The sequence below is a fragment of the Streptomyces sp. NPDC001443 genome (assembly GCF_053597355.1).
Genome location: NZ_JBSFIA010000049.1, coordinates 36718 through 58820, shown reverse-complemented (window position 1 = coordinate 58820; position 22103 = coordinate 36718). Strand labels below are relative to the sequence as shown.

Below are 22103 nucleotides of genomic sequence, written 5' to 3'. Positions count from 1 at the left end.
GTCCAGCAGCCCGGCCACGGCGTACGGGTCGTCGAGGGAGGCGTGTGCGGCGGGGTCACGGGCCAGCAGCCCGGCCACCTGATCCTGTGCCCCAGCTCTCCGCAGACCGTCCAGCAGCCCGGCCACGGCGTACGGGTCGTCGAGGGAGGCGTGTGCGGCGGGGTCACGGGCCAGCAGCCCGGCCACCTGATCCTGTGCCCCAGCCTCCCGCAGACCGTCCAGCAGCGTGACTACGGCATTCGAGTTGTCAGGCAAGGCGTGTGCGACGGCCTGTTCCGCCAAGGACGCCACCTGCTCCTGCGCCCCAGCCTCCCGCAGACTGTTCAGCAGCCCGGCCACGGCGTACGGGTCGTCGAGGGAGGCGTGCGCGACGGCCCGTTCGGCCAAGGTTGCCACCTGATCCTGCGCCCCAGCCTTCCGCAGAATCCTCAACAACGCGGCCACGTCAAGCGGGTTGTCGAGGGGGGCGTGTGCGGCGGCCCGTTCGGCCAAGGTCGCCGCCTGCTCCTGCGCCCCAACCTTGCGCAAACTTGCCAGCAGCTCCGCCACGGCGAACGGGCTGTCGAGGGAGGCGTGTGCGACGGGATCACGGGCCATCAGCCTGGCCACCTCCTTATGCAGCCCGGCCCTCCGCAAACTTTCCAGCAGCTCCGCGGCGTCCGGGCTGTCGAGGGAGGCGTGTGCGACGGGATCACGGGCCATCAGCCTGGCCACCTCCTTATGCAGCCCGGCCTCCCGCAGTTGGTCCAGCAGCCCCGCCACGGCGTACGGGCTGTCGAGGGGGGCGTGTGCGGCGGCCCGTTCGGCCAAGGTCGCCGCCTGCTCCTGCGCCCCATCCCTCAGCAGTCTGGACAGCAGTCCTCTCACGTCGTTCAGGTCGTCGAGGGAGACATGTGCGATGGCGTGTTGGGCGGGGCGATGGTCGGTGGGATACAGGTCGTGGAGGTGGTCGACCAGGAAGCCTGCGGCTCTGGCATCGCCGTGGGTGGTGGCGTGTTTGTGGAGTTGGGCGGCGTCGCGGTACAGGCCACGGTCCCAGGCTGCGGTGCCGAGCGCAGTCAAATCGCTGCGGTGGGCGTGGGTGGCGGCAGCCGTCCAGAAGTCGATGGGCGGGATTTCCTCGGCGCGGTGGCGGCGGCCGTGCTGGTCGAGGTAGTCGGCCAGCTGGTACAGCGGCCCCTGTCTGGTGCCGGGGCCGTGCCCGGTGGCGGGGCTGGTGGTGCGCTGGTTGCGGGGGGTGCCGGTCTTGACGGGGGCCAGGATGCCGGGGATGCCGTGACAGGGGGTGGTGACGTAGTCGAGGGCCTGCTCGAGCCAGTCGTCGCCGGTGTGGTCCCACTCGGTGTCGGTGAGGTAGCCGGGGGCGGTCTGCGTCAGCCACGCAAGGGGGATGCGAGGTCCGGCGCCGAGGCGGCGGGCGTCCATGGCGGCGTCGATCAGGGCCCGGGTGGCGGGTGGAGCGTTGTGGTAGCGGTCCAGCAGGACCGGTCCCCCGGCCAGGTACTGGGTGATCTGTCCGTCCTGGGCGTGTTCGGCGGCCTCGCCGAGCCGGGGATCGCGCCCGGCGGTGTCTGTCAGCGCGGCCAGGTCGGTGCCGGTGAAGGCGTGCGGCACGTTGATCCTGTGCCCGTCTAGCAGCTCCCGGGCTTGGGCGTGCCGGTCGGGGGTGGTGCGGGTGGTCAGGGTGTTCCAGTGGTCTGGCCAGAGGGTGGCCAGCACCAGCACCGGACCCGGCCGATGGTGCAGCAGGGTCCTCAGACCCGCGGCGACCTGCTCACCGAGCGGGTCGGGTTCCAGGTAGAACTGGGCCTCGTTCAGCCATACCACCGTGTACGGGGGAAGGTCGGCCAGCTCGGCCAGGGCGGCACCAGGACGGGTGGGGTCGATGGGATGCCACAGCCGCCAGGGTTCGTCTAGTGCGCGCAGCGGGTGGAGGGCTTCCCAGCAGGCGCGGGTCTTGCCGGTGGAGGATTCGCCCACCATCACCGCGATCCGGCTGGCTCCGGCGGCGGCCTGCGCCACCACCTCGGCCAGCGCATGATCGTGCTCGCGCGGCACATATTCCGGCAGCACCGGCAGACCGGCGACCGGGGAGCCGATCGCCCGGTGCACCTCCAGATCGAAGGCGAAGGGGTCGGTCACCTCCGCCAGCGGCCGGCCCGGCCGCATGCGCTCCAGCACCGCCCGGCCCTGCCCCGCACCGACCGCGGTACGCGTTGCGTCTGCGCGCCGGCGGGCCTCGCTCTGGTAGGCGCGCCGCCACCGGGCCGCGTCCAGCAGCGTCCGTGCCGACCCGTCGGCCGCCCCAGTGCTCTCGGCCTGGGCGCGCACGGCCCGTACCAGCACCAGCACCGGATCGACCTGCTGGGGGAACCGGTCGCCGCGCAGCCACTGCCCGATCGTGGTCGGGCTGACCTTGGCGGCCGCGGCCAGCGCACGGTCCGACGGCAGACCGCTGAGACGGCTCATACGGAACGCGGCCAACTCGGCCATCAGCGCGGCATACTCCGGCTCCTGCCCCGCCGGCCCTGTCATCACGGTTACTTCTCGCTCCCCCCGGCCCCCTGCACGGGTGTCCACCCTCCCTCTGGACACCTTCCCCAGCCGCGGCGTGAACCCTAGTGCCCACCAGCCCGCTTCGGACCGACATACCCAATCTGCCCCCGGACTCCTGCAGGACACCCCCCTGGACAGACAGCGTCGACCTCATCGCGCACGGCCCGCCCGGGCCGTCACCGCCACAGGGGAGGACCCACGATGAGCCCGCTGCAGATCCTGTCCCTGCTGCTCGCCCTGTCCACCGCCCTCAACATCGCGATCACCGCCGGTCTGCTCGCCCACCGAGCCGGCGCCAGCACCCCCCAGGCAATCCTCACGGGCGCGGGCGCCGCAGCCACCAGCCTGGGCATCTACTTCGCCGCCGTCGCCGCCTACACATGACCACGCCCGCATGGGAACAGGCGGTCCTTCGTTCCCTCGTCCCCGGAAGCGGCCGCAATGCCCCTCAGTCGACGGCAGTGATACGGGCCGTCGGCTGGTTGGGAGACGCGGCTGCTACCCCGCGCACCACGGACGGGCACCTCGGAAGTGACACAAGCGGCCGTTCGTCAGCCCTCGACGGCCGACGGTCAAGTCTCGACACATAGGTATTCGCAAAGGTACCCGTGGGTGCATACTCGGGGTATGGCTGACACCACCGTAAAGGTCGACTCGCAGACCAGGGACCGGTTCGCCGCAGTTGCCGCAGCCCGCGGACAGAGCGTGCGCGCCTACCTGGCCGAGCTGGCCATAGAGGAAGAAAACCAGATCAAACTGAGCAAGGCGACGGCCGTGTTCCGCGAGATCATCGCCCAGCCCGGCCTTGCCGAGGCGTTCGATGAGGCTTTCCCTGACGACGCCCCAGCCCGGCGAAGCAGCACAGGGCGGGCGGCCTGACCCTTGGAACTGCATATCGACATCCGATGGCTCCTTGACCGACAGGAGGAACTGCTCGGCAAGGAACTCGGGGTTCGGGACTACTCGGGCCTGGTGGCCGCCGTCGCCCGGCACCGAGTGAACACACCACAGTTGGACATGGGCGAGCCCGACGCCTACTGGCGGGCTGCCGCCCTGCTCGAGCAGCTGGTCTTGCTGCGCCCGCTGCCGGCCCGCAACGCGTACTTCGCGTATGGCGTGGCGGTGGCCTACCTCCGGGCCTCCGGGGAGGACATCGACGACTCATTCGAGCCGTGGCGAGACCTGATCACTGATATTCGCGCGCTGCGGCTCACGGTTTACGACATCGCCGACCGTCTGCGCTCCTTGCGCAGCAACCGGTGAACCGTACGGGAGGGGTAACCGAGGACGGCTGGCGCCCAATCTCGAGGCACCCGGTGCGATAACGGCCACCGAACCATCGTGAACACAGAGATGCGAGGCCCGGCCTGTACAGCTCAGGCCGGGCCTCGCATGTCTCGCACCGTACGGAGCCGACTCGGGCTGACCTTCTCCTCGGCATCGGGCAGATCGCTTGTCGGTTACTGAGCTTTTCGGGTTGCCTTCGGGTGGTGACGTGGGGTGATCCCTGCGGTATGCCGGTGTCATGCGGTACGCGGATGGTGGGGGCCTGACCGCCGAGCGGCGGGCTGCGCGGGAACGGATCCGGATGGAAGCCGGCCGCAGGTTCGAGCAGGGTGACAGAACATCGGACATTGCCAAGGACCTGCGGGTGAGTGAGCGTTCGGTCGAGCAATGGCGCCGGAACTGGCGTGAGGGCGGTCTGGCAGGTCTGAAGTCGAAGGGGCCCGCGAAGCTGCCGAAGCTGTCGGACGAGCGGTTCGCTCTGCTGGAGGCGGAGCTGGCGAAAGGGCCGGCGGCGCATGGCTGGGAGGACCAGCGATGGACGCTGGAACGCGTCAAAACCCTGATCGGCCGCCGGTTCCATGTCAGTTGCTCGATCGCGGGAGTCTGGCGGCTGCTGCACCGCCACGGCTGGTCGTGGCAGAGCCCGTCCCGTCGCGCGCTCGAACGTGACGAGCAAGCGGTCGGGCTGTGGAAGAAGGACGTGTGGCCGCAGGTGGAAGCACCGCGGCGGCGCTCGGGGCCTGGATCGTCTTCGAGGACGAGGCCGGGTTCGCGATGACGCCGCCACGCGCCCGCACCTGGGGCCGGCGCGGCCACACGCCCGTGGTCCGGGTGCGCGGACGGTCCCGGCGGCGGATCTCGGTCGCCGCACTGTGCTGCTACCGGCCCGGCGAGCGGTCCCGGCTGATCTACCGGCCCCGCTTCCACTCGCTGCTGAAGGGTGCGCGCAAGAGTTTCTCCTGGCAGGACTACCGCGACCTCCTGGTCCGCGCGCACCTGCAGCTCGGCGCCCCGATCATCGTCGTCTGGGACAATTTGAACACCCATCGCACCGCGGGACTGCGTGAGTACGCCGCGGGCCACGACTGGCTCACGATCGTCCAGCTTCCCTCCTACAGCCCGGACCTGAATCCGGTGGAAGGCGTCTGGTCCCTGTTACGGCGAGGACCGATGGCCAACACCGCCTTCGCTGATCCCGACCACCTCACCCGCACGCTCCGCCGAGGCCTCGCCCACATCCAGCGCCACCCCGAACTCATCGACGGCTGCCTCACCGAAACCGGCCTGACCCTCAACCCCAGCAGCCGAAGCTAACCCGACAAGGTCAGTAGTTTGTCGGGCCGGGGCCGGGGCCGAGTTGGCGCCGTCGGCCGAGCGGCGCCTGGTGGTGGTGTTCGGGGGCGACGGGTGGCGCCTGGAGGGCAGCCTGCTCGGCAGCGGTGCCCGGCCGCGGGATGGCCGCCTCCGGCGCGGGGTGGCTGGGCTGGGGACCGGTGGCCAGGGGGCGGCGGATGGTGCTCATCGCGCCATCCTGGCAGGTCGGAGCGGTGATGCGCTGCGGGGGTGCTGTGCGCGTTCAGTGGAGTGCGGCGAGGGCCGCCGTGACGGTGGTGGCAAGGGTGATGACCGTGGCGAAGGCGGTGGCGGCGCGGGTGAGGGCGACGGGGTAGGTGGCGCCGTCCATGCGGGCGAGCGTGCCCGCGCCGGCCGCAGCCAGCAGCGCAATGACGACCACGAGGCCGATGGCGAGGAGAACGACGGCGACAGACACGGCAGGCTCCCGGTACACGAGGGGACGTTGACGTGGTCGAAGGTGGCGGAAGTGGTGTGCGCCGGGGTTCGCCGGGACGAAGATGAACACCGGCGAACACACCACGGCCCGGGGGAGCACGTGCGCGAGGAACGACTGGGCGGCGAACAGCGCGGGGAGCCGGACAGTGATCCGCTTGCGGTGCTGCGCCAGAGGTTGGCCGACGCTCTGGCCCTCTCCCGGCTGGCGGGCAAGAAGCAGCTTGCCGACCTGGCCGGCTTGGGGCGCACGACCGTACATGAAGCTCTCAGCGACGAGGGCCTGGTGCCCTCGGAACATACGGTGGCGGCCCTGGCCCGCGTACTGAAGCTGCCAGCCGGGGAGCTGCTGGAACTGCGCCGGGACGCGGTCAAGCACGGGTCCCACAAGCGTGGACACCTGCAGGGTCCGGGCCGCCCTATCGGGGAGTGGGAACCGCATGATCTGGAGGTTCATCCGGCCGGTCCCGGCAGGCCTGCTCCGGGCTTTGCTCACCCTGCGGCGCAGACGCTACCTGGGTACGTGCGGCGGGAGCATGACCGGGTACTGGACGATGCGGTCCGGGACGCGATGGCCGGCCGCAGCCGGATCCTGGTTCTGGTAGGCGGTTCGTCGACAGGGAAGACCCGGACGTGCTGGGAGGCCGTGCAACCCCTTGCCGAGAAGGGATGGCGGCTGTGGCATCCCTTCGACCCAACCCGCGCCGAGGCCGCACTGGCGGATCTGCACCGTGTCCAGCCGCGCACCGTGGTGTGGCTGAACGAGGCGCAGCACTACCTCGGGAACCGGGCGGCCGGTGAGCGGGTTGCGGCGGCCGTGCACCAACTGCTGGTCAGTCCGGAGCGCGGGCCCGTCCTCGTGCTGGGCACGCTCTGGCCCGAGTACGCCCACCAGTACAAGTCCCTTCCCGACCCGGGTGAGGAAGATCCGCACAGCCGTGTGCGGGAGCTGCTCGCGCGCCACACCCTGACCGTCCCCGACGCCTTCGACGCCGATGCCCTGAGTGCTGCGGCCGCTTTCGCCAAGGGCGGCGACCTGCTGCTGGCCGACGCCCTCACCCGCGCCCGCACCGACGGACGCATCACTCAGGACCTGGCTGGCGCCCCCGAACTCCTCCACCGCTACCAGCAGGCCAGCCCTGCCGCCAAAGCACTGCTGGAAGCCGCGATGGACGCACGCCGTCTCGGCGTCGGCCTCCACCTTCCCCAGGCCTTCCTCACCGACGCCGCCACCGACTACCTCACCGACACCGACTACGACCAGCTCACCGACGACTGGGCGGAGCAGGCATTCGCCCAACTCGCCCAACTGGTCCACGGCAAACAGGCCCCCCTGCGCCGCACAACCCCCCGAGCTCCACGGCGCCCCTCGATCCCCTCCCCCGTTGCCGGAACACCTGTCACACCGCCTTCGGGGCAGGTGTTCCGGCTTGCCGACTACCTCGAACAACACGGCCGCACCACCCGCGCACACCTGTGCCCACCCGCCTCCTTCTGGCACGCCGCCCACACCCACCTCACCCACCCTGACGACCTGGGCAATCTCACCCAAGCAGCCGAGGGACGCCACCGTTGGCAATGGGCCCACCACCTTCGCCAACGCGCCGCCGACCACGGCAACTCCCGTGCTCTGTACGACCTGGCTGTGATGCGGGATAGGGCCGGCGACCGGGAGGGTGCCGACACCTTGCTCCGCCAGGCCGCTGACCACGGCAACACCCGTGCTCTGTACGACCTGGCTGTGATGCGGGAGGAGGCCGGGGACCGGGAGGGTGCCGAAACCTTGGCCCGCCACGCCGCCGACCACGGAGACACCGACGCCCTGCACTACCTCGCCGTGATGCGGGAGGAGGCCGGGGACCGGGAGGGTGCCGAAACGCTGGCCCGCCAGGCCGCCAACCAAGGCCACACCGATGCCCTGAACAACTTGACCGAGATGCGGGAACGAACTGGGGACCGGGAGGGTGCCGAAACCCTGGCCCGCCAGGCCGCTGACCACGGCCACACTGACGCCCTGCACTACCTCGCCGACATGCGGGAGGAGGCCGGGAATCGAGGGGGTGCCGACACCCTGCTCCGCCAGGCCGCTGACCACGGCGACACCCACGCCCTGTATCGCTTGGCCGAGATGCGGGAGGAGGCCGGGGATCAGGAGGGTACCGAAACCCTGCTCCGCGAGGCCGCCGACTACGGCGACACCGACGCCTTGTATCGCTTGGCTGTGATGCGGGATAGGGCCGGGGACCGGGAGGGTGCCGACACCTTGCTCCGCCAGGCCGCTGACCACGGCGACACCCACGCCCTGTATCGCTTGGCCGAGATGCGGGAGGCCGTCGGGGACCGGGAGGGCGCCGAAACGCTGGCCCGCCGCGCCGCCGACCGCGGCCATACTTCTGTCCTGTATCGCTTGGCTGTGGTGCGGGAGGAGGCCGGGGACCGGGAGGGTGCCGAAACCTTGGCCCGCCAGGCCGCTGACTACGGCGACACCCACGCCCTGCACTACCTCGCCGATATGCGGGAGGAGGCCGGGGACCGGGAGGGTGCCGAAACCTTGGCCCGCCACGCCGCTGACCACGGCAACACCCGTGCTCTGTACGACCTGGCTGTGATGCGGGAGGAGGCCGGAGACCGGGAGGGTGCCGAAACCTTGGCCCGGCGGGCCGCCGACCACGGCCACACCGACGCCTTCGTCAACCGCTCCATGATGCGGGCAGTGCTCAACAGGCTCTGGCCGTACGGTCTGGACCCGGACGGCATGCCGACATCCGCATGGCATCCGCCTGGGTCTTCCCTGCCCGACTGGTACCTACTGCCAGACACCTCGGGGACACCGCCGTTTGCATCCGGTAATGGCTTCTGAACGCTGGAGCAGAAGTACCGGCCGGGTGAGACGTGCTTACGCTGCAGCCGGCTCCGGCTGTGGATGCCAGGCCTTGGTCCGTACGGCGGCCTCGATGTCGAAGCGCGGCTTGTCCTGCTCCCGGGCATGGTGGGTGACGGCGGCCTGGACCGTGCCGGCCAGGTCCCGCCAGTGCTGCCAGGCCGTCTGATATTCCTCGGTCTGCTGCGCCGACCAGGGCGTCGCGGTGGGACGGCCGTAGGTGTCTCGCAGTTCCAGGACCCGGCTGTGCGCCTCGTCCGCTGCCTTCTGCATCTCCACCAGTTCATCGAATGTGTGTGCCACGTCGACGGATCCTACGTCGCCTGCAACGCGGAGCACGGGAGCGCCATGGCCGCTGCCCGCGTCCTACAGGGCGGTTTCGCCCTGGGCCGTCCAGCTGCGCAGCACCCGCTCGCGGCTGTCTGTCCTCGCGATGAGGCGGACCGTGACCTGCGGATCTTTGCTGTAGAGCCCGACCCACTCCGTGTACCGGTCCTGAGCCGGCTTCAGCCGAGCCCACTCGCCCTCCACGAGCGGGCCGTCGGTCCGGAACTGCAGTCGGGCGAGGAACCTGGTGCCCATGGTGTGGTGCCCTCCCTGCGGTCCCCAAAGTGGATCGCTGCGTACCCCATTGGCTACGGGCGCCGTGTCCGCCGAGGGGGCATCTGCTTCGGCGTCCACTGGGGCGGGCCACCGCACGCTCTGCCGACCGCAGAGCCACAGGCCATCACGGCTTGCCGGGCCTGGCAACTGCCTGCCGCAGGGTGCTGCCGTCTGTGGCTACCTGATGGAGTCGTTCTGTGTGACTTAAGGCCCGTGGGGGTGAGGGGCGTACGGATCGGGGGTCTGTGTGCGCAGCGGTCCTCTCGAAGATCACAAACCATTCGTGATCTTCGAGAGGACTGCTTCGTGCACGTCGCCCGGATCGCATGCGCGGCAGCCGCCGTGCTGTCCGTGCTCGCCGCTCCGTCCGCCGCCCGCGCTGTCTCCCCCGTCTCGCTTTCCGCACCGCAGCGGCATACTCCGGGTGACACGATCACCCTGCCGGTCCGGGACGCGCTGGCTGCGCTCGTTGTCCAGGAGGAAAGCCGGGCCGGCTACAGCCGCGACAAGTTCAGGCACTGGATCGATGCCGACAAGGACGGGTGCAATACCCGCGCCGAGGTCCTGCTCGACGAGGCCGTCACAGCCCCCGAGCTGGGTGCGGGCTGCGCGCTCACCGGCGGCATCTGGTACTCGCCGTACGACGACCAGTACTTCGATGCTGCCCGCAGACTCGATGTCGACCATGTCGTCCCGCTCGCTGAGGCCTGGGACTCGGGCGCGTCCGCGTGGACGGCGAAGGAACGCGAGTACTACGCCAACGACCTCGACGACGCCCGCGCCCTCATCGCGGTCTCCGCCGCATCGAACCGGTCCAAGGCGGACAAGGACCCGACCGAGTGGCTACCGCCGTACGCCGGCTACTGGTGCCAGTACGTCACCGACTGGGTCGCCGACAAGACCCGCTACCGCCTCACCGTCGACCCCGCCGAGCAGTCTGCGCTCGCCGAACGCCTTGCCGCCTGTCCCGACCAGTCCATCACCGTCACCCTCGCCCGCTGAACCGGAACACCGCGTTGCACTGCACGGCGTCTGCGGGCCGGCAGGGTCAGCGGACGGTGGACCGACGGAAAGCGGTGATTGCCGCCCGGGCTTTCGCCGCGCGGTCCCATTCGGCGCCGTACTCGCCGTGCGGCCGGCGCCAGGCACGCACCAGCCGGTCGGCCGCCTCGGCAATGTCCTCGGGTGCGGCAAAGACCCGGCTCAGCGCGCCGACCTGGCGGGACGGGCCGGCGGCCTGGGCGCCGGCGCGCAGCAGGACGTATGCCCAGCCGGTCTCGTCGCTCCAGTGCAGGCGGATGCCGCCGGGTCCGGCGGTGCGGCTGACGTCCCAGGTGAGCACGATGCACATCCGCTCTCCGTGCTCACGCCCGGTGTAGTAGGCCCGTACCGTGCCGGGGGGAATACCGCGGCAGGTGAGGGCCTCGTCGACAGCCTGGACATAGGGCCAGTGCGGGAGTGCCTGCGCCCATCCCGAAACCAGCCCTGGCGGATCTAGCAGCACAGGTCTCACCTCCACGTGTGAGCCAGAAGGGTCAGGAAGCGCGGCGGACGATGGCGGCGGGGCCAATCGCGCCGGGGCCGAACCGGGCCCGGATACGGTCCATGGCCGCTTCGGCCACCAGCCGTGTCTCCCGGACTGCGTCGAGGCTGATCTGGTCGGCGACCCGGCCGGCGTCGCAGCAGTCCTCGCCCCTGAGGGTGAGTCCGGTCAGGCGGCCGCGCTGCAGGCCGGCCGCGTCCATCAGCTGGTACGCCAGCGCGCGTACGTCGTCGTCATGCCCGGAGGGCGCTGGCAGACGGCGCGTCTTCTCCCACGAAGCGCCACCTGCAAACTTCAGCGTGAGCGTGAGGGCCCGGGCTGCCTGCCCTCGCCGGCGCAGCAGCTGTCCGAGCTCGACGACGAGGCTGAGCAGGGCGGAGCGGACCTCGCTGCCGTCCAGGACGTGGCGGGGGAAGCTGCAGCTGACGCTGATGGAGGCGGGCAGGGCGCGGGGGGCGACGGGGCGCGGGTCGATACCGCGGGCCCTGTCGGTGGCCAGGCGTCCGGCGCGGCCGCCCAGCAGCCGCTGGATGGTGGCCGGCGCGGCGGCGGCCAGCAGGCCGACCCGGTCGATGCCGTAGTCGCGCAGGGCTGCGGTCTGCCGGGGGCCGATGCCGTGCAGGGCCTCGACCGGCAGCGGGTCCAGCCATGCGGCGACCTGGTCGGGCGCGATAGCCAGGACGCCGCCGGGCTCAGGGATCTGGGCGGATGCGGTGGCTGCGACGGTGATCGACGGGCCGATTCCGACCCTGACGTCAACTCCGAACCGTGAGAGGGCGCGCACCCTGAGGATCTCGCCCAGCCGGCGCACGCCGGCACCGTGGTAGCGGACGGCCCCCTTCAGCTCCACCAGAGCTGCGGACGGCGGCAGTGCCTGCACCACCGGCGACAGCTGCGCGAGCTGCTCCAGCACCTGCCGGTAGGTCTCCTCCGGCAGCCGGTCCGGGCAGCGTACATGCATCACCGTCGACATCCCGGCCTCCCCTCTTGCTCCCGCAGTCATCACCGGCCACCTCCACTCTCACGGTATCGAACAAAAAATCGAACACGCGAGAGCGCGGCATGTTGATCACTGTGCATAGAATCAAAAATATGTTCGATGACCTGCCGCCTGACCTGGAACGCCTGCAGACCTTGCGGATCTGGCACGTCCTGTGGCTTCAGCGCATCGACGCGAAAATCCTGGCGCTCCAGCAGCGCCAGGCCGAAGAAGAGCACGGCCGCCGCACCCGACCCCGGCCACCGGAATGGATCGTCGAACTCGGCATCGGAACCGGCCGCCCGCCCGTCCAGGTCCACGCCGGTGACTGCCACATGGTCGGCAAGCGCCAACGCCCCATCGGCCGCGACGAAGCCCGCCGACTGCTCAGCGCCGGGCTGCCCGCCTGCGGCCACTGCCAGCCCGACATAGCGCTGGGCATCATCGGCTTATCCGCCGGGCCGGCGCACAGAGTGCGTCAGTTCTGCGACGGGATGCGCGCGGCGATCTCCCGCGCCAGCCGGTCGGCTTCCGCCGACATGGTCCCGCTCTCCTGCGCAACCACCAGCAGCAGTGCGAGCAGGTCGTGCGCCTCCTCCAGCGTCAGCAGCGCCAGGCGTTCGGCCGTGTACGCGACCGGCGCGAAGGCGTCGGCGTCCAGGTCGAGGTGCTCGTAGTCGTCCACGGTCTGGGCAACGCACTCCCCAATCTCAAGGTCACGGGCCAGGACCGGCTGCGTATGCCCCTGAGCCGGCGGGGCGCCGCCCAGTGATCCGGGTCCAAGCCGGGGAGCGCACCGCGCAGCCGACCGCGCGGCGCGAGGCTCCGTGAGGGCGGGCCTCCGTGTCGGCTCGGGGACACGGCGCGAAGGCCCGCTTGCTGATTGTCGGCTCTGGCGCCCGGGGCCGCTTCCCCACTTGCCGCGTACGAGCGGCAGGACAGAGCGGCGACGGTGCTTCTACTGGGTGCCCAGGCGACAAGTAAACTTGTCACTGAAGGCAGCGACAAGTATTGTTGTCGCTATGGAATCCAACCTGAACGACTTCTGGCGCGACGTCATGACCCTGCATGAGCCGCCGTATCGGGAGCCTGTCGACGACGAGGTTGTGCACCTCCAAGACCAGGTGGCAGAAGCCGCCCGCGATCTGGCCCGTGCGATCTCCACGCGGGAGTCCGCGTACCGGGCCGACGGCCAGGAAGTCCCCAACGGCATCGCGCTCGCGCCGGACTGGCAACTTGCGTACCTGTACGCCCTTCACGAGATCGAGGGCATCGCCAGACGGCTCGCCGACAATGCGGCACGCACGGCTGGCGGCACCGGAGCAAACTACGCCCAGCTGGGGACGGCCTGGGGGATCACCAAGCAGGCAGCGAGGCTGCGCTGGCCCGGCGCCGTGCGCAAGCACGACGACACCAGCGGCGAAGGCGAACCGTTCGAGTTGCAGCTCGGCGGGGGCCTCGCCGAGATCATCCAACTCCCCAACGAGGGAGGGTTCACATGGGAGGCCACCGCAGGCAACGGCACCAGCGGTCAGTCGCAGGAACCGTACGGAAGCCGGACCGAGGCCGCAGCCCACGCCGGAGCCTTCCTCGCCCGGCACGCGGCCCCGGGCGACGAGACGGAAGATCCCGACGCGATGCACGCCGACTGCATCGAACCCCACCCCGGCCCCGAGGACTACGTCGACTGCGACGGCACACCCCTCTGAATCCGCGCGGCACGACACTCGCGGAAACCACTGCCGACCTGGCGCAAAGCGCGCATGCGGACCGAACCGGCCCCCGACAGGCCGTATAAGGAGCGTCATGGACTTCCGCCCTATCCCCCGCGCCCCCGAAGCCTTCCAGCAGCCCGTCACAGCCGAGGACATCGAAGCGATCGCCCTGCGAGCATTCGGTCGCGGCGTCCGCGTCACCTCGGCTGTCGAGCTGGGAGGAGGCATGTACAACAACACCTACCGGCTTGCCGCGGACGGCCTCGCCGGGCCGGTCATCCTGCGTATCGCCCCTGCTCCGCAGCGGCAGTTCGCCAGCGAGCACGAGCTGATGCGCAACGAGTACGCCACCGTCCCTTTCCTCGCTCCCCTCGCCGACCTCGTGCCGCGGGTCCTGGCCGCCGACTGGTCGCACGAGATCACCGGCCGGGACTGGATGCTGCAGAGCCACCTCGACGGTGCGCCCGCCCCCGACCGCCTCGGCGACTACCCCCGCGACCTCTGGCCGGGTTTCTTCGCCCAGCTCGGTCAGATCACGGCGCGTGTTCACGCCGTCCGCGGCCCGCACTTCGGTTCCATCGCAGGCCCAGGACACCACACCTGGGGTGCGGCCGTGATCGCCTCCCTCAAGGCCATCGCTGACGACCTGGGCCGCCTCGGCCTGGACGCGGCGGATGTAAGCAAGGTCGCCGATCTCGCTGACGAACACCGCAACGTCCTGGACGAGGTCACCGAGCCCCGGCTACTCACCGGCGACTTGTGGACGGTCAACACGATGCTCGCTCCCGCCCCCACTCCAGTAATCAGCGGAATCCTCGACCTGGACCGCACCCTGTGGGGTGATCCAGCCGCGGACTGGACGATCCGCATGGCCAGCGCGAAGTCCGATGAGCGCACCGCGTTCTGGGACACCTACGGTCCCCGCGACACCACCCCGGCCGCCACCTGGCGCTCCCTGGTCTACGAAGCCCGCCACCTGGGGGCCATCCGCCTGGAGCGGCACCGCCTGCACAAGGACGAGGGCGTACGCGACACCTACACCTCCATGGCCGGCGTCCTGGCTCAACTGACCTGACCACCCTGCCGAGGTCCGGTCCCGGCAGAACAAAATCGTCATTCCGTGACGGCGCCGCAGCTGTACAGACGATCATGTGAGTGGTTGCGAGGAAAACAGTGTCGCAAGGGGCCCCTTGGAACGCCAAAGAGGCGAGCGTGAACCCGCTGGAGCGGAAGCGGACGCTGTCGTAGGCACGGCGGAGGCGCTGACGGCGACCGTCAGCTTCAGTGTGACGGCAGAGGTGGCCAAAGCGGTTGCGGAAGCCCCGAGGAGCCCGGAAACCTCACCAAACTTGCGCTGAGCCCCTTGGGACGCCGGCCCCACAAGGCCACCGAGGTTATGCCTGCCTGGTGGCGGCTGAAGAGCACCCACGACAGCGTCACCGGGCTGCTCGACACTCTCCACCTGGTCCGGCACACGCGCGCAGCACAGAACAAGAAGTCAACGCGAGGGCGCCTGCCCCGCCACCGCCTGGCCCGCTGGATCTTCTTCGGCCAGCGCGGCGAGCTGCGGCAGAACTACTGCGAGGGCATGGAGAACCCCAACTCGGCGCCCTCGGTCTGGCCCTCAACTCAGTGGTGCTGTGGAACAGCCTCTACCTGGACCGCGCCGCCAAGCAGTTGGCCGCCGACGGGTTCCCCGTCACCGACGACCTGCTGGCCCGCCTGTCCCCGCTGCAGTTCGAGCACATCAACTTTTATCTGGACACTTGGCAGCTGTCGATGAGGCGGGCAAGGACGCTGAGGGTGGCCAGTTGTTCCAGTGACTCTTGCTCCGTCCACTCGCCCGTCTCGTGTGCGGCGGGGTTGCGGATCGCGAAGAACGATCCGAGCCCGAGTTGCAGGGCACCACGTTGCCGGCTCTGGACGGTAGGACTTGTCGTGTCTCCGGGGACCCGGAGTCGAGGCTTGCCGGGCTCGGCTGGTTTATCGCTGAACGCCTCTTGCACGAGCTTGTCGTCGGCAACGTCTCGGCGCCCGAGCTTCGCTTGGAGGTGAGCGTTGATCGCGCTGGCGGCTGCGTGCACGGCTGCGCGGAAGTGCTGAGAGTCCCAGAAGGTGCGGGCTGCGTCCCAGACCCAGGGGTGGAACTGGTCGGCCGGAAGGGACGGAGCGTCGGGCGCCAGCCTGACTGCCCATTCATCCATGTCAGTGAGGATGCCCAGCCCTCGCTGCACCTGGCTCCGGGCGTGTGACTCTCCCGCCATCGCGTCGACGTTGATCTCTTGCGCGAGTTGAGGGTCAAGGCGTCGCAGAATCTGCTTGACCGTGGGTTCAGCCCGATGCAGTTGCTCCAGGAGGACCTCGTCCCCGATGTAGTCGCCGGGCCTGGCGCTGTTTTCGTAGCGCATGGCCAGATTATCGAACGCTTCGAGCTGTTGCCGCATCCAGTCACGATCCACTGCCGCATGGTAGGTGACCTGCCGCGCTATCCGGAGTGGTTTCTGCGTCCTGAGATTCGCCGAGGTCAGTGAGAGGCTGCCCGATCCGGGAGGCGATGGCGTTATGTCGTTCGACCTCGCGCGGCCAGCCGCGCGTCACCGGTCTGTCCTTCGCTGCCGAAGAGGCGGTCGAACGACGCAGCGCTGGTGGTCTGGTGGCCGGACGTGTCGGCCGTACGACTGTCCGGTGGTGTGCTCACGTCCCGCTCCCCGGGTCGACGGTGACGGTGATCTGGCGCAGGATCTGGTCGGCCTGGTCGTCGACCGTGCGCGGATCGCGGCCAGTGACGATGACATGGCCGAGGCGGCCGCGGTTGGACGTCGCCGGACCCACGTCCGTACCCGCAGCCGCCCGCACGCGTACAGCGGGGATGGTGGCGGTCACCTCCGGCAGGCCCGTGACGGTGACCAGCCGGCCCGCGTGGGGCGTGGTCAGGAACCGGACGGTGGCGTAACCGCTGCGCGCTGGGGTGAGGGTGGCCGGGTGGCCGAGGGCGATGTCCCACAGGGCGCGCCACGGGTCGATGCCGAGCGCGTGCTGGATCAGGACGCCGATGTGTCCGGCGCCGAGTCGGGCGCCGATCTCCAGAACGGTGCACCGGCCGTCGGGGCCGAGCACGAGTTCGGTGTGGGTGGCGCCGTTGCGGACGCCGACCGCAGCGATCGCCCGGTCGGCCTGTTCGAGCAGGGCCCGCTCGGCGGCCGCGGGCAGACGGGCGGGCAGTGCGTGGCCCAGCTCGACGCGGTGGATGCCGCCGGTGGTGTGCTTGCTGGTGATGCACAGATGGGTGGTGACCTCGTGCTGGGTGACGGATTCGACGCTGAACTCGCGTCCACAGACGTGCTCTTGGATCAGGACGCGCTCGTCGCTCGGCATCCTGTACATCGCCTTGGCCGCGCGGGCGGCGTGCCAGGCCGGCTCCAGGCCTTCGTGGCCGGTGACCACCGTGACCCCGGCCGATCCGGCGCCGTCGGCCGGTTTGACGACACACGGGAAGTTGACCGCCCTGGCCGCGTACAGGGCCCGCAACTCATCCAGGTCCGAGACGATCGTGGTGCGGGGCGCGCTGACGTTCCCGGCTTCGAACGCGGCCGCCATGACCGCCTTGTTGCGTGCGGCGGGCGCGTGTTCGGGGGCGTTGCCGGGCAGGCCGAGGTCCGCGCACGCCCGGGCGGCCAGGTCGGTGAGGTACTCGTTGACGGTGAGCAGAGCCTTCACGCCGATCCGGCGCCCGTAGCCCGTGATGTCCTCGAGGGCTTGGTCGGGCCGGGAGAAGTCGGTGACCAGGCAGCCCGCCAGAAGTTGGTGCAGCTCGACGGAGTAGGTGGTGAGGGTGGCAGTGTCGGTGACGGCGTGAACGGGGTGGCCGGAGGCGGCCGCGACCCGGGCCAGTTGCTCGGAGTCGGGGCCGGCCGCCTCCAGCAGCAGCACCGGCATGCTCACCGGTAGTCCTCGGGTCCGCCGGTGCGGCGCATGTCGAGGGTGAAGCAGTGGAAGCCGCCGCCGAACAGGCGGCGGTGGCGGTGGCGGACCGGGATCACGGTGAAGCCTTCGCCTTCCAGGGTTTTGATCAGGCCGGTGCAGTCGGCGTTGACCAGCACTCGCTGCTCGTCCAGGGACAGCACGTTGATGTCGATGTAGGGGCTGGTGAGGACCAGGTCGGTGTCGTCGTAGGTGGGGAAGCTGCCGGGGTCGGGCTCGGGCGGCACGATGAACTTCCAGCTTTGGAAGGCGTCCGGGAGCATGCCGCGCAGCCGGGCGTGCCGGGCGAGGAACACTCCGGGCTTGAGGGCCAGCAGCATGGAGTCGATGTGGTTGTCCGCCATGCGGTGCACGGGGTGGAGGCGGAAGCGGCCGGCCACCTGCCGCTGGAGCCAGTCGGCGCCGAGCCGGTGGTTGTCCTGCGCGATGTTGACGATCAGGTCCTGGCCCAGGCGCAGGACCTGGGCGCCGTCCAGCATCATTTCGATGCCGACGTCGTACGGGCCGGGCTGCGGGTCGGTGATCGGTTCGGTCGGTCCGCCGAGGGTGGTGAGGCTGTCGCGGGCGTAGGCGAGGTCGAAGCTGGCGTCGGTGAGGGTGGGCCGGGGCATCGTCGACCAGCGGGCGCCGGCGTCGGCGTAGCGGCGGAAGACGGGGGTCAGCAGCCGGGTTTCCAGGTAGCGGCTGCGGATTGCGGGCGCTGTTTCGATGATCTCGTCGCCGAGGATGAGGGTGTTGTCCCGGATGTTCAGGGCGGGGGTCGGGGCGGCCTGCCAGCCCAGCCCGGCGATCGGTAAGGCGTCTTCGGGCAGTGGTAGCGGCCGGTGCACGGTGATGCCGAGCGAGGCGAGCGTGGCGGCGAGGTTCTCGACATCTTCGTGGAGTTCCTCGGTGTACCGCTTGCTGATCTTCCACGTCTCGGTCTGGCCGTCGCTGTCGCGGGCGGCCAGGCGCGGGTAGGCCCAGTCGGAGCGGTAGCCGCCGAGGGCCTCGTGGAAGAACAACTCGAACGTGAGATCACGGTCGTGGCCCACGTAGTTTTCCGCGGACCCCACAACGATCTCGCTCAGGGGGGTGAAGTCGTCGTAGCTGTTCAGCATGGGTGCGTCCTCGTCAGGCGTCGGCCCGGCTGCCGTGGGCGGCCGGGAGGGGGAAGTGCTGGCTGGTCTGGGCGCGGCCGTGCCGGGCGTGCAGCACGACGTGCTCGCTGCGCAGTTGGAGGGTGCGCTGCTCGCTCCAGCCGGCGTAGCGGTACTCGCCGTCGGCGACGTGCACGAGGGCGTAGCGGTGCTCCCCGGCCTGAAGGACGAGCCCGTCACCGCGCTCGGTGAGCCGGACGGCCGTGGTGGGGCCCTGCAGCGGGGTGTCGTGGCCGAAGTCCATGAACCCCGACGGCAGGTCCAGCACGGACGGCAGCACGGCGGCCGACAGCGGTGCGGGGGCGGGCTGCCGGTTGAACAGCACGTCGGCGTCGGCGAGCTGCTCCTGCCACGGTTCGGGGAAGAGTGCGGCGAGCTCGCGGGTGAGCAGCGTGTCGATGACCGCGTGGACGCGCCGGACGGGCCCGGTGTTGCGCACCAGGTGCTCGCGGGAGAAGTCGCCGTACCAGAAGGTGCCGGGCTGCCAGCGGTGTTCGGTGCCGTCGAGGACGAGGACCGCGCCGGGGTGGGTGACGATCGGGATGTGCAGGCGCACCATGCCCCGCTCCAGGGCGTACTTGGGGTCGCAGTGCGGCTGGGAGGCGGCGGCGGGGCCGAGGGCGAGCAGCCGTACGGCGTTCAGCGGGGCCGGGATGGCGTCGAGGATTCCTTGCAGGTAGGGCATTTGCTGAAGCCAGCAGGTGGCGGCGTAGTTGTCGGGTCCGGGGCCGCCAGGGTCGGTGCGGGTGGGGTCGCCGCCGGGGCTGCGCAGCGGTAGGACGCGCCAGTCGGTCGGCGTGTCCGGGCCGATGCGGTCGGCGGCGTAGTGGGTGCGCTGGCGCTCCCACTCGTGGTCGGTGACGGCAGCGAGTTCGCGGGCGAGGCGGGATGGGTCGAAGTCGGGGGTGAGGCGGGCCGCCGGTGCGGGCCGCGCGGGTGTTGTGCTGGGCATCGGGTGTGCCTTTCGTCAGGCCGCCGCGCGGCAGCGAGCGGAGAAGCGGGTGTCCAGGGCGGTCCAGATCGCGTCGTGGCCGGCGGGGGTGTCGTAGACGGTGGAGAAGGTGAACTGGGCGCCACTGCCGGTGCCGGAGGGTGGGTCGACGATGGGCATCGACACGATCACTCCGGCGCGGGTGGCGGGGTCGTAGGCGAGGCTGAGCTCGGTCAGCGTGCGGTGGAAGGTGGCGCCGTCCGGGACCGTCCAGTGGGCGGGAACGTGGGATTCGGTGACGGTGCGCTCGGGTGCGGCGTTCGCGTCCACGATGTGGTGGGCGAAGACCTCGTAGATGTGCCAGGACCCGGTGACCTGGGCGTTGACCTCGGTGAACAGCACCTGCCCGTCGGGGGTGACGATGGCGTCGGTGCTGAGGCGGCCGCGGTAGCCGACGTCGAGGTAGGTGGCGGCGAGGCGGGCGGAGCCGTCGAGCAGCTGCTGCCGCACGGGCGGGGTGAGGTCGCGCAGGGGGACGCTCTCGTGACTCAGGCGCCGCCTCGTGTAGCGCAGCTCGCCCATTTCGGTCAGCTGGATGTGAGTGTCGGTGAGGTGCTGCTCGCAGTACACGGTCCGTGCGTCGGGGATGAACTCCTCGAGGACGACGGGGAAGCGTCCGTCGGCGGATGCCCACGTCCAGCGCTCGGACCAGTACGCGGTGATGTCCCCGGTCAGGTCCGTGCCGTCCAACTGGTGCAGGTGGCGGGCGCCGGCGTGGCCGGTGGCCAGCAAGGGGTCGGCCAAGAGCAGCTCGTTGCCCACCCCGGCCCCGTTGTGGGCCTGCTTGACCACGACCGCCCCGGCGTCCTCCAGCAGCTGCTGGGTCGCGGCGGTGGCCTCGCCCGGGCCGCGGACGACGGTACCCGCGGCGACGGGCGTTCCGGCCGCGGCCGCGAACATCCGGAAAGTGGACTTGTTGTTGACGAGTTCGCCGCCGCCCTGGGCGAGGAAACCGGCACCGGGCAGCCTCTCCGAAAGCCCGAGGGCCGCGGCGAAGCGGGCGACGGACGCGGACGGCCACAGCGCCCACACCTCCTGAACGGCCTGGGCGCCGCCGTGCTCGGCGAGCACGGTACGCACCTGATCGAGGAGGCCGGGATGAGTGAGCGTCTGCGGGTCGAGCAGGCGGTGGCCGTACTGGCCGGGCGGCGCCGTCACCAGGTGCAGCCGACCGGGGTCGGTGCCGGTCAGAGCGGTCGCGTAGCGCAGGAAGCCCGGGTCGGGCGGGGCGCACAGGACGACGAGGTCGCCGTTGCGGGCACCCCACAGTGCGCGCTGCGTCCACGCCCACAGGTCGGTGCGGTCACGGATGGACGGGTCGATGTGGTTGGCGATGATGATCCTCAACGCAGTCTCCAGGGAGAGCAGGACACAGGAGTCAGGGCTGGAGGGACAGCGGCAGGCGGGCGAAGGTGCGCATCGTCGCCGTCGGCCTGCGCAGTGCCGGGCCAGCCGGGCACGGCCAGGTCTGGGTGCCGAGCAGGCTGTCGATGAGCGCGGCCAGGACACGCTGCGCCATGACCGTGCCGAGGCAGGCGTGGGTGCCCCAGCCGTAGCCGAGGTGCCGGTTGGGCGTACGGTCCAGCACCAGCCGGTCCGGCTGGGCAAACGTCTGGGGGTCGCGGTTGGCCGCGGCGAACAGCACGGTCACCTTGTCGCCGCGGCGCACACGTACGTCGCCGATCGTGACGTCGGTGGTGGCCAGGCGGGTGGTGCCCTGCACGGGGCCGTCGAAGCGGACCAGTTCGTCGACCGCCGTGGGCACCAGGCCGGGGCGTTCGCGCAGGACGGGCAGGATCTCGGGGTGGTGGGCCAGAGTGTGCAGCAGGTTGCCCAGCGCGGCGGTAAGGGTGGAGTAGCCGCCCTGGAACATCACGCGGGCCGTGTGCCGCACGTAAGCCGCCGGCTCCGGGCCGGCGTCCGCGGTGCGGGCGCGGACATGGCCCAGCAGCCCGGCGGCCCGACCGGTGGTGGTGAACCAGGAGTCCACCAGGTCGCTCAGCTGTGCGCGGGCGCGTCGGCCGGGCTCGAGCAGCTCCGGGTCCAGGCCGGCGTCCATGCTCCGCATAATCGTGTCGGAGATCTCCGCCCACTCTTCCAGCGGCGGGGGCGTGACGCCGAGCAGGTCGGCGATGGCGGCCAGGGCGACGGGCTGCGCGAGCTCGCGCATCGCCTCTACCACCGGCCGGGCAGCGGACCGGAGGAGCTGCGTACGGATTATCTGCCGGAGGCGGTCCTGGAGGGCGTCCAGGTTCTGGGCGTGCAGGGCGGTCATGAACAGGCTGCGCACGCCCGCCTGCTGGGGCGGGTCGAGGACCTGCACGCTCAGGTGCGCGTCCGGGACCTGGAGGCCCAGGCGGCGCGGATCCCGCGCGAACGTCTCGTGCGCGCGCAGCACACGTATACAGCCCGCGTACCGGGTGATCAGCCAGCACTCCATCCCCTCGTGCCAGGCCACCGGAGTCCGTTCGCGCAAGGCGGCGAGCTGCGGGTACGGGTCGGCGAGTGTCGCCTCGTGAAGCGGGTCGTAGCCCGTCGGGGATGTCATCGGCCCTATGGCCATCGCGGGAGTTCTCCTTCACGGCGGAGGGTGATGCGGTCCCGGCCGCCGACGATGCCGGCGGCCGGGATGCGGACAAC

At 70.6% G+C, this 22103-nt stretch carries 22 protein-coding genes and 2 pseudogenes; 10 read left to right on the top strand and 14 right to left on the bottom strand.

Features of this window, described 5'->3' with window-relative positions; all coding sequences use genetic code 11:
• On the bottom strand, positions 1-2535 hold a 2535-nt coding region (locus ACWC24_RS36365; protein WP_450667186.1), incomplete at its 3' end, for a hypothetical protein.
• A gap of 222 nt (positions 2536-2757) precedes the next feature.
• Between ACWC24_RS36365 and ACWC24_RS36360 the strand changes: the two genes are divergently transcribed.
• The 4 genes from ACWC24_RS36360 to ACWC24_RS36345 all read left to right on the top strand — a co-directional run bounded on the left by ACWC24_RS36360 (position 2758) and on the right by ACWC24_RS36345 (position 5157).
• Positions 2758-2940: a hypothetical protein gene (locus ACWC24_RS36360; protein WP_450667185.1), complete on the top strand. Its 183-nt coding sequence runs from the start codon at positions 2758-2760 to the stop codon at positions 2938-2940.
• A gap of 243 nt (positions 2941-3183) precedes the next feature.
• Positions 3184-3435, top strand: coding sequence for an antitoxin MazE7 (locus ACWC24_RS36355; RefSeq protein ID WP_450667184.1), 252 nt, complete (start codon positions 3184-3186; stop codon positions 3433-3435).
• A 3-nt stretch (positions 3436-3438) separates the two neighbouring features.
• The gene (locus ACWC24_RS36350; protein ID WP_450667183.1) at positions 3439-3819 is read left to right on the top strand and encodes a toxin Doc; all 381 of its coding nucleotides are present in this window, start codon (positions 3439-3441) and stop codon (positions 3817-3819) included.
• A gap of 262 nt (positions 3820-4081) precedes the next feature.
• Positions 4082-5157, top strand: a protein-coding gene (locus ACWC24_RS36345) for an IS630 family transposase (RefSeq protein ID WP_450667182.1) whose coding sequence is annotated in 2 segments (ribosomal slippage) — positions 4082-4525 and positions 4528-5157 — 1074 coding nt in all. Because the reading frame shifts where the segments join, the coding sequence is not laid out codon by codon here.
• Between the two features lie 10 nt (positions 5158-5167).
• Here the strand turns inward: ACWC24_RS36345 and ACWC24_RS36340 are convergent.
• On the bottom strand, positions 5168-5365 hold the full coding sequence (locus ACWC24_RS36340; RefSeq protein WP_450667181.1) for a hypothetical protein: 198 nt from the start codon (positions 5363-5365) through the stop codon (positions 5168-5170).
• Between the two features lie 54 nt (positions 5366-5419).
• Positions 5420-5614 (bottom strand): hypothetical protein, encoded by a 195-nt coding sequence (locus tag ACWC24_RS36335; RefSeq protein ID WP_450667180.1) that lies wholly within the window; start codon positions 5612-5614, stop codon positions 5420-5422.
• Positions 5615-5734: 120 nt separating this feature from the next.
• On the opposite strand from ACWC24_RS36335, the gene ACWC24_RS36330 reads away from it, so the two are divergent.
• Positions 5735-8491 carry a tetratricopeptide repeat protein gene (locus tag ACWC24_RS36330; RefSeq protein WP_450667179.1) on the top strand — a complete coding sequence of 919 codons (2757 nt, stop codon included), beginning with the start codon at positions 5735-5737 and terminating at the stop codon, positions 8489-8491.
• A 36-nt stretch (positions 8492-8527) separates the two neighbouring features.
• Here the strand turns inward: ACWC24_RS36330 and ACWC24_RS36325 are convergent, their stop codons facing one another.
• Positions 8528-8815, bottom strand: a complete 288-nt coding sequence (locus ACWC24_RS36325) for a hypothetical protein (RefSeq protein WP_450667178.1) — start codon at positions 8813-8815, stop codon at positions 8528-8530.
• 63 nt (positions 8816-8878) lie between these two features.
• A complete protein-coding gene (locus tag ACWC24_RS36320; RefSeq protein ID WP_450667177.1) occupies positions 8879-9094 on the bottom strand; it encodes a hypothetical protein in 216 nt (71 codons plus the stop codon).
• A 327-nt stretch (positions 9095-9421) separates the two neighbouring features.
• On the opposite strand from ACWC24_RS36320, the gene ACWC24_RS36315 reads away from it, so the two are divergent.
• A complete protein-coding gene (locus ACWC24_RS36315; RefSeq protein WP_450667176.1) occupies positions 9422-10117 on the top strand; it encodes an HNH endonuclease family protein in 696 nt (231 codons plus the stop codon).
• 46 nt (positions 10118-10163) lie between these two features.
• Here ACWC24_RS36315 and ACWC24_RS36310 read toward each other — a convergent pair whose 3' ends face one another.
• Together ACWC24_RS36310 and ACWC24_RS36305 are read right to left on the bottom strand one after the other, a co-directional pair.
• Entirely contained in the window at positions 10164-10619 is a 456-nt protein-coding gene (locus tag ACWC24_RS36310; RefSeq protein WP_450667175.1) for a hypothetical protein, read from the bottom strand.
• Positions 10620-10650: 31 nt separating this feature from the next.
• Positions 10651-11631 (bottom strand): DNA polymerase Y family protein, encoded by a 981-nt coding sequence (locus ACWC24_RS36305; protein ID WP_450667174.1) that lies wholly within the window; start codon positions 11629-11631, stop codon positions 10651-10653.
• A gap of 89 nt (positions 11632-11720) precedes the next feature.
• Here ACWC24_RS36305 and ACWC24_RS36300 point away from each other — a divergent pair.
• A pseudogene (locus tag ACWC24_RS36300) lies at positions 11721-12017 on the top strand (DUF6233 domain-containing protein); the annotation flags it as partial.
• Between the two features lie 98 nt (positions 12018-12115).
• Here ACWC24_RS36300 and ACWC24_RS36295 read toward each other — a convergent pair.
• On the bottom strand, positions 12116-12322 hold the full coding sequence (locus ACWC24_RS36295) for a DUF6417 family protein (RefSeq protein WP_450667173.1): 207 nt from the start codon (positions 12320-12322) through the stop codon (positions 12116-12118).
• A 337-nt stretch (positions 12323-12659) separates the two neighbouring features.
• On the opposite strand from ACWC24_RS36295, the gene ACWC24_RS36290 reads away from it, so the two are divergent.
• The 3 genes and pseudogenes from ACWC24_RS36290 to ACWC24_RS36280 form a co-directional block, all read left to right on the top strand.
• Complete coding sequence (locus ACWC24_RS36290; RefSeq protein ID WP_450667172.1) at positions 12660-13346, top strand: hypothetical protein; 687 nt, start codon at positions 12660-12662, stop codon at positions 13344-13346.
• A gap of 97 nt (positions 13347-13443) precedes the next feature.
• The gene (locus ACWC24_RS36285) at positions 13444-14427 is read left to right on the top strand and encodes a phosphotransferase family protein (RefSeq protein WP_450667171.1); all 984 of its coding nucleotides are present in this window, start codon (positions 13444-13446) and stop codon (positions 14425-14427) included.
• Positions 14428-14759: 332 nt separating this feature from the next.
• A pseudogene (locus tag ACWC24_RS36280) lies at positions 14760-15050 on the top strand (hypothetical protein); the annotation flags it as partial.
• 56 nt (positions 15051-15106) lie between these two features.
• Here the strand turns inward: ACWC24_RS36280 and ACWC24_RS36275 are convergent.
• From ACWC24_RS36275 to ACWC24_RS36250, 6 genes are all read right to left on the bottom strand, one after another.
• Positions 15107-15811: a TIGR02391 family protein gene (locus ACWC24_RS36275; RefSeq protein WP_450667170.1), complete on the bottom strand. Its 705-nt coding sequence runs from the start codon at positions 15809-15811 to the stop codon at positions 15107-15109.
• 235 nt (positions 15812-16046) lie between these two features.
• On the bottom strand, positions 16047-17288 hold the full coding sequence (locus ACWC24_RS36270) for an ATP-grasp domain-containing protein (protein ID WP_450667192.1): 1242 nt from the start codon (positions 17286-17288) through the stop codon (positions 16047-16049).
• Positions 17289-17290: 2 nt separating this feature from the next.
• Positions 17291-18433, bottom strand: coding sequence for a glycine amidinotransferase (locus ACWC24_RS36265; RefSeq protein WP_450667169.1), 1143 nt, complete (start codon positions 18431-18433; stop codon positions 17291-17293).
• Between the two features lie 13 nt (positions 18434-18446).
• Positions 18447-19424 (bottom strand): aspartyl/asparaginyl beta-hydroxylase domain-containing protein, encoded by a 978-nt coding sequence (locus tag ACWC24_RS36260; RefSeq protein WP_450667168.1) that lies wholly within the window; start codon positions 19422-19424, stop codon positions 18447-18449.
• 15 nt (positions 19425-19439) lie between these two features.
• A complete protein-coding gene (locus ACWC24_RS36255; protein ID WP_450667167.1) occupies positions 19440-20810 on the bottom strand; it encodes a preATP grasp domain-containing protein in 1371 nt (456 codons plus the stop codon).
• A 31-nt stretch (positions 20811-20841) separates the two neighbouring features.
• Entirely contained in the window at positions 20842-22011 is a 1170-nt protein-coding gene (locus ACWC24_RS36250) for a cytochrome P450 (protein WP_450667166.1), read from the bottom strand.
• Between the last annotated feature and the right edge of the window lie 92 nt (positions 22012-22103).